The 10250-nt window shown below is 66.5% G+C and carries 10 protein-coding genes and 1 pseudogene; 10 read left to right on the forward strand and 1 reads right to left on the reverse strand.

Features of this window, described 5'->3' with window-relative positions:
- The 7 genes and pseudogenes from ELR45_RS15295 to ELR45_RS15325 all read left to right on the forward strand — a co-directional run.
- Positions 1–718, forward strand: a pseudogene (locus ELR45_RS15295) (F0F1 ATP synthase subunit gamma); the annotation flags it as partial.
- Positions 719–722: 4 nt separating this feature from the next.
- Entirely contained in the window at positions 723–2165 is a 1443-nt protein-coding gene (gene atpD, locus ELR45_RS15300) for a F0F1 ATP synthase subunit beta (RefSeq protein ID WP_129667192.1), read from the forward strand.
- A gap of 23 nt (positions 2166–2188) precedes the next feature.
- The gene (locus ELR45_RS15305; RefSeq protein WP_129667193.1) at positions 2189–2557 is read left to right on the forward strand and encodes a F0F1 ATP synthase subunit epsilon; all 369 of its coding nucleotides are present in this window, start codon (positions 2189–2191) and stop codon (positions 2555–2557) included.
- Positions 2558–2610: 53 nt separating this feature from the next.
- Complete coding sequence (locus tag ELR45_RS15310; RefSeq protein WP_205856638.1) at positions 2611–3051, forward strand: DUF2550 domain-containing protein; 441 nt, start codon at positions 2611–2613, stop codon at positions 3049–3051.
- A 50-nt stretch (positions 3052–3101) separates the two neighbouring features.
- Entirely contained in the window at positions 3102–4388 is a 1287-nt protein-coding gene (murA, locus tag ELR45_RS15315; protein ID WP_129667194.1) for a UDP-N-acetylglucosamine 1-carboxyvinyltransferase, read from the forward strand.
- A gap of 25 nt (positions 4389–4413) precedes the next feature.
- The gene (locus ELR45_RS15320; protein WP_205856639.1) at positions 4414–5649 is read left to right on the forward strand and encodes a phosphatase PAP2 family protein; all 1236 of its coding nucleotides are present in this window, start codon (positions 4414–4416) and stop codon (positions 5647–5649) included.
- Between the two features lie 64 nt (positions 5650–5713).
- Entirely contained in the window at positions 5714–6586 is an 873-nt protein-coding gene (locus tag ELR45_RS15325; protein WP_129667195.1) for an acyl-CoA thioesterase, read from the forward strand.
- On the opposite strand, the gene ELR45_RS15330 is transcribed toward ELR45_RS15325, so the two are convergent.
- Positions 6567–7712 carry an FAD-dependent oxidoreductase gene (locus ELR45_RS15330; RefSeq protein ID WP_129667196.1) on the reverse strand — a complete coding sequence of 382 codons (1146 nt, stop codon included), beginning with the start codon at positions 7710–7712 and terminating at the stop codon, positions 6567–6569. The genes ELR45_RS15325 and ELR45_RS15330 overlap by 20 nt on opposite strands.
- 261 nt (positions 7713–7973) lie before the next feature.
- Here ELR45_RS15330 and ELR45_RS15335 point away from each other — a divergent pair, with 261 nt between their 5' ends.
- The 3 genes from ELR45_RS15335 to ELR45_RS15345 all read left to right on the forward strand — a co-directional run bounded on the left by ELR45_RS15335 (position 7974) and on the right by ELR45_RS15345 (position 10245).
- Positions 7974–8549: a hypothetical protein gene (locus ELR45_RS15335; protein WP_129667197.1), complete on the forward strand. Its 576-nt coding sequence runs from the start codon at positions 7974–7976 to the stop codon at positions 8547–8549.
- Positions 8546–9109: an RDD family protein gene (locus tag ELR45_RS15340; RefSeq protein ID WP_129667198.1), complete on the forward strand. Its 564-nt coding sequence runs from the start codon at positions 8546–8548 to the stop codon at positions 9107–9109. The genes ELR45_RS15335 and ELR45_RS15340 overlap by 4 nt, the downstream gene beginning before the upstream one ends.
- Before the next feature lie 68 nt (positions 9110–9177).
- Positions 9178–10245 (forward strand): hypothetical protein, encoded by a 1068-nt coding sequence (locus ELR45_RS15345; RefSeq protein WP_129667199.1) that lies wholly within the window; start codon positions 9178–9180, stop codon positions 10243–10245.
- The last annotated feature ends 5 nt before the right edge of the window (positions 10246–10250 follow it).

Consider the following 10250-nt stretch of genomic DNA (forward strand, 5'->3'; position numbering starts at 1 on the left):
CTTCGCAGGTGCGTACTCGGCGGGTGTGATCCGCCAAGCGGAAGCGCTGACCGGGTTGCTGCACGAGCAAGGCCAGGAAGTACGGCCGTACGTGGTGGGTAAGAAGGGCGCGAACTGGTACCGGTTCCGTGGCCGGGAGCTAGCCGGGGAGTACCTCGACTTCTCGGGCAACCCCCAGTACAGCGATGCGCGACGGATCGCGGACGACCTTCTTGACGCGATCAACACTCCGGCCGACGAGGGCGGCGTAGACGAGATCCACGTCGTCTCCACCCATTTCAAGAACATGGTCAGCCAGGAGGTGCGTGCGCGCCGGCTGTTCCCGATCGTCGTCGAGGACGTGCCGGAGCCGCTGCACCACACCGAGGCCGGGGTTCCGGGCGGAGCGGACCAAGCGGAGGAAGAACGGTCAACGACGCCAACTCCGGCGGACGAGGAGGCGCTACCGCTGTACGAGTTCGAGCCGTCGGCGGAAGAGGTTCTGGACGCGTTGTTGCCGCAGTATGCGGGTAACCTCGTATACACGACGTTGTTGGATGCGGCGGCGTCTGAATGGGCTGCCCGTCGCCGGGCCATGAAGTCGGCGACGGACAACGCTGGAGAGATGCAGGACAGTTTGACTCGGCAGGCCAACTCAGCCCGTCAGGCCGAGGTCACCCAGGAGATCAGCGAGATCGTCGGCGGAGCGGACGCGCTGGCCGCTGCAGGAAGCGAGTAAGGATATGACAGCCACTGTTGATGAGACCGCGGTCGCGACCGGTCGCGTCGTACGGGTGATCGGGCCGACCGTCGACGTCGAGTTCGGCGATGGCCACATGCCCGCGATGTACAACGCGCTCACGGTCGATGTGGAGCTGCCCGAGGAGTCGGGTGGTAACCGCATGCTGACTCTCGAGGTTGAGCAACACCTCGGCGACGGACTGGTGCGCACCATCTCGATGCAGCCCACCGACGGCCTGGTCCGCGGCGCGAAGGTCTTCGATACCGGGAACGGCATCACTGTGCCGGTAGGCGAGGGCGTCAAGGGGCACGTGTTCAACGCGCTCGGCGTGCCGCTGGACTGCGACCCGTCAGAGGTCAAGGCCGACGATCGTTGGGTCATCCACCGCAGGCCTCCGGCGTTCGACCAGCTCGAGGGCAGCACGGAGATGATGGAGACCGGCATCAAGGTGCTGGACCTGCTGACTCCGTACATTCGCGGTGGGAAGATCGGTCTCTTCGGCGGTGCGGGCGTCGGCAAGACCGTGCTGATCCAGGAGATGATCACGCGTGTCGCGCGGAACTTCGGCGGGACCTCGGTCTTCGCCGGTGTGGGCGAGCGTACCCGTGAGGGCAACGACCTCTGGGTCGAGATGGGCGAGGCGGACGTCCTGAAGGACACCGCGCTGGTCTTCGGCCAGATGGACGAGCCGCCGGGGACCCGTATGCGGGTGGCGCTGTCCGCGCTGACGATGGCGGAGTACTTCCGTGACGTGCAGAAGCAGGACGTGCTGCTGTTCATCGACAACATCTTCCGGTTCACCCAGGCCGGTTCCGAGGTCTCCACGCTTCTGGGCCGGATGCCGTCCGCGGTGGGGTACCAGCCGACGCTGGCCGACGAGATGGGCGAACTGCAGGAGCGCATCACGTCCACCCGTGGCCGGTCGATCACGTCGATGCAGGCTATCTACGTGCCGGCGGACGACATCACCGACCCGGCGCCGCACACCGCGTTCGCGCACCTGGATGCTCGTACCGTCCTCTCGCGGCCGATCTCGCAGCTGGGCATCTACCCGGCGGTGGACCCGCTGGACTCGTCCAGCCGGATCATGGACCCGGCGACCATCGGTGCGGAGCACTACCGCATCGCCAGCCAGGTCAAGGAGATCCTGCAGAAGTACAAGGATCTGCAGGACATCATCGCCATCATGGGTATCGATGAGCTTTCCGAAGAGGACAAGGTCACGGTGAACAGGGCACGGCGCCTGCAGCGGTTCCTGTCGCAGAACATGTTCGTCGCTGAAGCGTTCACCGGCCAGCCCGGTGTCTTCGTGCCGCTGTCGGAGACTCTGGAGTCGTTCGACGCGGTCTGCAAGGGCGAATACGATCACCTGCCCGAGCAGGCGTTCAGCTTCGTCGGGAACATCGAGGACGCCGAGAAGAAGGCCAACACGCTCGCCTCGTAAGAGCGGGCACGGAAGGAACACGCGTGGCGGGAGAGCTCAACGTCGAGGTGGTCGCGGCGGACCGTAAGGTGTGGTCCGGCGCGGCCTCCATCGTGGTCGCCAAGACCACCGAGGGTGAGATCGGCATCATGGCCGGCCACGAGCCTGTGCTTGGGCTGCTGGCCACGGGCGTGGTGACCGTGCGGACCAGTGAAGGCGAGGCAGTCTTGGCCGCGGTGGATCGCGGCTTCCTGTCGGTGTCGGAAGACCATGTCGCCGTGCTTGCGGAGGCGGCCCAACTTGCCGATGAAATTGATGCCGCTAGTGTGGAGTCAGAACTCGCCGCGGCAGGAGAGGACCAAGCTGCCAGCCGGTGGGCACAGGCTAGGCTGCAGGTAGCAGGAGTCAGATAGTCGGCCCACCACGCGGGCAGCGTGGCCAGAACGGACATCATCGGGGGTGATAGGTGGCGCTGATTGCATGGGTAGCGGTGGTGCTCATCGCGCTCGCGGTGTTCGTGGCCGTCGCCCTGGTCGTGCTCTACCTGCGCCGAAGTGTGCTTCAGCGCGAGGGTGGGTTCGACATGTGCATGCGGGTCGGAAGCCAGGAGGGCTGGGCCGGAGGGTGGGTTTTCGGTATCGGCCGCTACCGAGGCGAGTACGTCGAATGGTTCCGTACCTTCAGCTTCGCGCCACGCCCGAAGCGTGCGTTCCGGCGTGGTGAACTGGCGATCAGCGGCCGCCGCACACCGGATACCGAGGAGGACTTCGAGCTGCCTGCCGGCCACGTCATCCTAGGATGTGCTGTTGGCCCGACGACAGTAGAGGTCTCTATGACCGAACCGGCCTCGACCGCATTTCTCGCCTGGCTCGAGGCGGCGCCACCGGGGGGACATCTGGTCCGCTAGAGGTGTGTGACCTCTCGGCGCGGACTCCGCCAAACAGGAGAAAGCTGACAGTGGAAAGACTTCGAGTGACCGGCGGGGCCTCCCTGCGCGGATCGGTGCGGGTGAGCGGTGCCAAGAACAGTGCGCTGAAGCTCATGGCAGCAGCATTGCTGGCCGAAGGCCGCACGACCCTGCGTGACGTCCCTTCCATCACCGACGTGCAGTACATGGCCGAGCTGCTGCGCAGACTCGGCGCCGAGGTGTCTCGGGACAATGGAACGGTCACGATCGATGTCCCGGAGAAGGTCAACCACGAGGCGCCCTACGAGCTTGTCCGCAGGCTGCGGGCGTCGATCTGCGTGCTGGGTCCGCTGCTGGCGCGGTGTGGCTCTGCCGATGTCGCGTTGCCCGGCGGCGACGCGATCGGCTCGCGTGGGCTGGACATGCACATAGCGGGCCTGCGTCGGCTGGGCGCGAGCGTCGAGGTGGAACACGGCTACGTCGTCGCGCGGGCGCCGGACGGTCTCAAAGGTGCCATGATCGGGCTCGACTTTCCGAGCGTCGGCGCCACCGAGAACATCCTCATGGCGGCCGCTCTCGCGGACGGCGAGACGGTGATCGACAACGTCGCCCGGGAACCGGAGATCCTCGACATCTGCCACATGCTGATCAGCATGGGAGCGAAGATCGAGGGCGTGGGCACGTCGACCTTGCATATCGACGGAGTGACGGGACTTGAACCCGTCGACCACACGACGGTTCCGGACCGGATCGTCACGGGCAGCTGGGCAGTGGCCGCGCTGATGACGCGGGGCGACATCACGGTGACGAACGGCCGCGCGGAGCACCTCGAGCTCGTGCTGGACAAGCTGGCCGGCGCCGGTGCGGTGATCGAGCCCGCCACCGGCCAGGACGGCGTCGGCCTGAGAGTGTCGATGTCCGGCAGGCCCCGAGCGATCGACGTGGTGACGTTGCCGTACCCAGGCTTCCCCACTGACCTGCAGCCCATGGTCGTAGCGCTGAACGCGGTGTCGGACGGAACCGCGATGATCACCGAGAACGTCTACGAGGCCCGGTTCATGTTCGTGAACGAACTTGCCCGCCTCGGCGCAGACGTGCGGATCGACGGTCACCATGCGGTCATCCGGGGGCGGGAGACTCTGTCCGGCGCGCCCGTCGTCGCGACCGATATCCGCGCCGGAGCCGGCCTGGTACTGGCCGGGCTGGTGGCAGAAGGGGAGACGCTGGTGTCCGCCGTGCATCACATCGACCGTGGCTATCCAGACTTCGTCGGGCAGCTGAACCAGCTGGGCGCGGACGTCGTCCGTGAGCCCGACCCCGACCAGTTCCAGGCATGACGCTCGCCTGAGCGGAGAGTTCCCCATGGCACGCGCCGATGACACCATCGACGCAGATCTGCACGTCGCCACGCCCTCGCGGTGGACACAGTCCTGGCAGGGAACGCTGGCGCCGCTGGCACGCGTGGTTCCCGAGTGGCTGACGCCCGCCCGGGTCGGCGTCGTCGCCTACCTGATCGTCCTGCTGTGGTTCAGTGTGGCCCAGGGACTGTCTGTCGACTGGATCGGTCAGACCGCGTGGATCCTGACCGGCATCGTGGCCGTCGGCCTTGCCCCTGGCTGGCCGTGGGTGACACCGGGCCGGATGGGTCTCGCCGCCTACCTGGTCGTGTTGGTGTGGTTCAGCGCGACGCAAGGTGTGCCGATCGACCGGATCGGTCAGACCGCGTGGATCCTGGCCGGCATCCTGGGCGCGGGACTGAACAGGACCTGGCGGCAACACGTGCGTGTCTTCATGGACTGGCTGCCGTTGCTCGCCGCACTCGTGCTGTACGACCACACCCGCGGCATTGCCGACAGGCTGGGTATGCCGCTGCGGGTGGACGAGCTCGTGGACGCCGAGCGGTGGCTCTTCGCCGGAGAGCTGCCGACCCTGTGGCTGCAGGAGCGGCTTTTCGATGCCGCTCAGGTGCACTGGTGGGACGTGGGCGTGGCCATCGTGTACTGCACCCATTTCGTCGTGCCGTGGGCTGTCGCCGCCGTGCTGTACTTGTGGTCACGTCCCGTGTGGATGTCTTACATCCGGCGAGTGCTGCTGCTGTCCTATGCCGGGCTGCTCACCTACATCCTGATACCGGCGGCGCCGCCGTGGTATGCCGCCTGGACCGGGGTCATCGATCAGGAGGTGGAGCGCGGATCGGTGCGAGGCTGGTGGGAGCTCGGTCTGAGCTTCGCCGAGTTCTGGCTGGAGGATGCGCAAGCCGAGAGTAACCATGTGGCGGCGCTGCCGTCCCTGCATGCAGGTTTCTCATTGCTGGTCGTCATCACCTTGTGGCCGTTCGTGCAGAGACTCGGGCGTGGCGACGCTTTCAACATCCTGATCGACGGTGTCCGGTGGGTGTTGCTCGCCGGGCTGGTGCTGTTCCCGCTCGCGATGGCGTTCGCGCTTGTGTACAGCGGCGAGCATTACATGGTCGACGTACTCGCCGGCTGGGCCTACGTCGTGCTCGTCTGCCTGCTGGCTCGCTGGTGGGAACGTAGGCTCGAAGCGCCAGGAAACCCGACCTCAATACAGCCAGATGCGCTGAACACGCGGGAATAGCCGCGAACTGCCTTTGGCGGTATCGAAGTCCCGGTCCACCAGCAGATGTGGGAGCATTCCTTCCGTGCCTGACTCTCTTGACGACCTCACCGCGTTGCTCGACCTGGAGACGATCGAGGACAACCTTTTCCGTGGCAGGCAGCCACGCACCCGGCTGCAGCGTGTCTTCGGCGGACAGGTCGCCGGGCAGGCGCTGATGGCCGCGGCCCGGACGGTGCCGTCGGAGCGGACGGTGCATTCGCTGCATGCGTACTTCCTGCGGGCCGGCGATACGACGGTGCCGATCGTCTACGACGTCGAGCTGGTCCGCGACGGCCGGTCGTTCACTACCCGCAGGGTGGTCGCCCGTCAGCACGGCCGGCCGATCTTCTACGTCACGGCGTCGTTCCAGAAGATGGAGCAAGGGCTCGACCACCAGGATGTGATGCCAGAAGCGCCCCCGCCTGAGCAGTGCCCCCGGGTGGCCGACGTACTCGAGAGGGTGTCCGGCCAGCCGAGCACGTTCTGGGACCAGGAGTGGGCCGCGTTGGATGTGCGCTATGTCGGTGACTCGCGCCCGGGTGGACAGGTGACCTCACCCGAGCATCCGGCGCTGGCCCGGCTGTGGTTCCGCGCGGCGGGAAGGCTCCCGGACGAGCTCACGCTGCATGCATGCGTGCTCACGTATGCGAGTGACCAGACGTTACTGGGTGCCACCCTGGTTCCGCACGGCACGTATATCGGGGCATCGGATCTGCAGACCGCGTCGCTGGACCACACCATGTGGTTCCACCGGCCGTTCCGCGCAGACGAGTGGCTCCTGTACGACCAGGTCGCACCGTCCGCGTACGGTGCCCGGGGGTTGGCACTGGGCAGGGTGTTCACCCAGGACGGGATCCTGGTGGCGACCATCGCCCAGGAAGGGCTGATCCGTCCGGTCAGCCCAGCCAGGAGCTGAGCCGTTCCTCTTCCCACTCCTGCTTCGCGCTGAAGCTTGCCCGGTCCGGCGGGGCGAGCCGCACGTTGGGCTTGGGTTTGGCGTAGAAATCTCCGGCGACGGTGGCTACCCGTTGTCCCGGCAGCTCGACGAAGCAGTAGCCGTAGCCGTCGAAGGTCAACCGGTCCCCGCCGTAGAGGTCGCTGACCAGGTTGGTCGCGGCGATCTTGCCGGCCGCCTCGGCGAACACGCCCGCCTTCGGCAGCTGTGCGGTGGCTGTCCGGATGAGCGTGCAGTCTCCCACCGCATAGACGCGTTCGGCCGAGGTCGTGAACGTGTGCCGGTCCGGCTCGATCCATCCCGTTGCCCCGGCGAGCGGGCTGGACGCGACGACCGGTGGCGGCGCGGCGGCGGGAACGGCGAGCATCAGCTGCCAGTCGAGTACCGTCCCGTTCTGGAAGGTCACGGTCCGGTTCTGGCCGTCGATCGAGCTGACATGGTGCTCGGTGAGCACGCCGACACCCGACGCTGTGAGCTCGTCCGCAAGGTAGCGGCTGGCATCCGGCCCTGCCACTGGGAGCGTCAGCGGCGCTGGTGTGGAGATGACGACGTCGATCTGGTCGCGTACACCCTCGTCGCGCAGCCGCTGCTGAAGGAGCAGGGTCGCCTCGTACGGTGCAGGAGGGCAGAGGTAGGGCGTGCCCATGATGCTGACGAGCAGCCGGCCCTCGGTGAGGTCTTCGAGCGCGGTCCGTATGTCCGGCAGCGACGCGGCGTGGTACAGGTTGTATGCGCCCGCGTCGACAAGATCGGAGTGCTGAGGCCGATAGGTGGCACCGAGAGCCACCACCATGCCGTCGCCGGTGATCCTGCCCTCGCTGGTCTCCACCGCGCAGCCGGCCGGGTCGATGGCCGTGACCTCCGCCTGGACGAACCTGATGCCGCGATCCTCGAGCCGCTGCAGCGCCCGGGTGCCGTCCACCAGCGGCCGTACCCCGGCGAGATCCCACAATTTGGCGAACCCGACAAAGAAGCGATCGCTCATCGCGACGACAGTGACCTGATCGCCTCGCGGCAGGCGTCGCCGTAGTTCATGGGCGGCGGCGAGCCCACCGAAACCGCCGCCCAGCACAAGAAGATCTGCCATCTAGGTAACCTCCGCCGTGTTACCGAGCGTGTCATGTTGCCGAGCACAAGTACAGCCCAGTGCCGTCTTCCGGGGATCGGCAGCACGTGAACCGTATCAGTGGCTGAAGCTACACCCAGTTGCCGATCTTGTCATGGGGCCAGACCGGTAAGATCGGGACCGGGTCGGCTCCGAGGCCACCACCTGGTGACCAAACGCGGAAGTACCACATTATTTCCGCCCAGACCCTGAGGAAGATCACGCCTATCGATGGACAGGGCCATGACCGACGGAACGGAGAGTAGCGAATCCCGTAGATCCAAGGGACGTCTCGGCCGCATGGCGGCGGCGGTCACGGGGCGGGTCGTCGAGACGATCGACCCGGACACGGTCATCGACCATGTGGACATCGACCAACTCCTGGACCGGATCGACGCCGACAGGTTCCTCGACAAGGTGGACATCAACCGGCTCTTGGATCGGGTCGATGTGAACCGCCTGATCGACAGGGTCGGCGTGGACGCCCTTCTCGACCGGGTCGACGTGAACCAGCTGCTGGATCGGGTGGACATCGACCGGCTGATGGACCGGGTCGACATGAACCGGCTCCTGGCCCGGGTGGACGTAGACGTCGTCCTGCAGAACGTGGACCTGGAGGCGGCCGTGCGCAGGGCGGGTGTCCCCGAGATCGTGGCGGAGAGCACCGGCCGCGTGGCGGGTTCGGCGCTGGACCTGGCGAGGCGTCAGATCGTCGGGTTGGATGTGGTCGTGGACCGGATCATCAACCGCATCCTCCGGCGCGATCCGGGTGAGCAGCCGATGGGGCCGGCCGCACTCGTGGCGGAGCATGCACCATGAGCCACAGTGACGCCTGGCATGCTGTGCCGAGACTGAGGGTGACGGGCCATTACGCCGGAGTCGTCAGCCGGGCGGCAAGCGCGGCGCTGGATGTCGCGATCATCCTTGGTTCGTTCACGGCCGGTCTCGCGGGTCTCGACCTGTTGTCGAGAATGGTGTTCGGTGCGTCGCTGGCCCGGGACGAGGCGGGTGTGCTGTCCACCGTGGCGCTTGCCCTCTGGGCGTTTCTGTATGTGTACCTCAGTATGGCCATCGCCGGACGGACTCTCGGCAAGGGCATCGTCGGGCTTCGGGTGGTGGCGGCGGATGGTTCCACGCTCTCCGGTCGGCGCGCGTTGATACGGACGCTGTGCTTGCCGTTGAGTGCGCTACCCGCCGGTGCGGGGTTCGTCGGCATCATCGTCCAACGGGAGCATAGGGCGCTGCATGACCTGCTTGCCGGCACTGCGGTCGTCTATGACTGGGGCGGACGTGTCGCCGAACTGCCCGGCCCGCTGTCGGACTTCCTGGCTCGCAAGGCCGGCGCGGAATACTCATCCCGGCCGCCTGCGGACGGATAGCGGCCCGCGGGTACCGTACGGCGTCGAGCCTGCGTCATGCCGGAGCACGGGTATGCGAGAGTTCTGCCATGTCCCTGCGTGCGAAGCTGCAGTTCGGGCAGGACGTCCATGCGGTCATCAGGATCGAGCTGTTCATCGTCTCGGCTGTCAGCGCCATCCTCGCCACCCGCGGCTACCTGATCCTGATGGGCTATCCACAGATCGGCAGCGGTGGCCTGCACATCGCGCACATGCTCTGGGGCGGTCTGCTCATGCTCGTCTCGCATGTGCTTCTGCTCGGTTTCCTCGGTCCTCGCGTGAAGGGGGCGAGCGCGGTCATCGGCGGCGTGGGATTCGGGCTCTTCATCGACGAGGTCGGCAAGTTCGTGACGTCGGACAACGACTACTTCTTCCAGCCGTCCTTCGCCATCATGTATGTCGTTTTCGTCGGCTTGGTGCTTGTCATGCACAGGCTCTCCGATCGCTCGCCGCGAGACCCCGCGACCCTGTTGGCGAACGCCGCCAGCCTCGGCGCCTCGGGCCAGCTGCACGGGCTTGACGACGTCGCCCGCGCCGAGGCGCTCCAGCTGGTCGGTGCTGCACGTGCCGGAGGAGTGGACGAGCGTGCCGCCGATGCGGTGGAGGAGATGGTCGCGGCCTGTCCGGTCGACCGTCACGGCGCGCGACGGTATGCGGTGATCCGCTCGTATGTGCTGCGTTTCGTCCGCGCCGTGGTCCGAAGCCGGTCGGCGTATGTCGCCGTCGTCGTGATTCTCGTCTTTCAGATGGTCGATCCGGTCGGGGACATCGTCCGGATCGTCTTCGATCTCGGCTACGACGAGATGACGACGGCCAGTACCGTCCGGCTTGGCTGGCTTCTGCTGACGGTACCTGTGATCGTGACGGGCTTCGTGACGTGGTGGCGCACGTCCGAGGAGCGCGGCCTGCAGGTGCTCCGGTACGTGGTTCTGCTCAACATCATGATCGGTCAGGTGTTCAACTTCGCCGACCGGGAGCTCGACGCGCTGCCTGGTGTTCTGGTCAACCTGGTGTCCTTGGCCGTGGTCGACTTCCGGCTCAAGATGTTCGAGGCGCCCGCGGAGGAGCCGGCGCCCGCACGCGTACGGCGAAGGAAGACGGACGAGGCGACCGTGTAAGTGCG

The organism is Phytoactinopolyspora endophytica (genome assembly GCF_004138495.1).
Lineage (GTDB): Bacteria > Actinomycetota > Actinomycetes > Jiangellales > Jiangellaceae > Phytoactinopolyspora > Phytoactinopolyspora endophytica.

What these genes read in the sequence shown, in the direction of transcription:
- atpD (WP_129667192.1), top strand. Translation starts at nt 723, where the DNA reads ATGACAGCCACTGTTGATGAGACCGCGGTCGCGACCGGTCGCGTCGTA.
- ELR45_RS15320 (WP_205856639.1), top strand. Translation starts at nt 4,414, where the DNA reads ATGGCACGCGCCGATGACACCATCGACGCAGATCTGCACGTCGCCACG.
- ELR45_RS15330 (WP_129667196.1), bottom strand. Translation starts at nt 7,712, where the DNA reads ATGGCAGATCTTCTTGTGCTGGGCGGCGGTTTCGGTGGGCTCGCCGCC.
- ELR45_RS15335 (WP_129667197.1), top strand. Translation starts at nt 7,974, where the DNA reads ATGACCGACGGAACGGAGAGTAGCGAATCCCGTAGATCCAAGGGACGT.
- ELR45_RS15340 (WP_129667198.1), top strand. Translation starts at nt 8,546, where the DNA reads ATGAGCCACAGTGACGCCTGGCATGCTGTGCCGAGACTGAGGGTGACG.
- ELR45_RS15345 (WP_129667199.1), top strand. Translation starts at nt 9,178, where the DNA reads ATGTCCCTGCGTGCGAAGCTGCAGTTCGGGCAGGACGTCCATGCGGTC.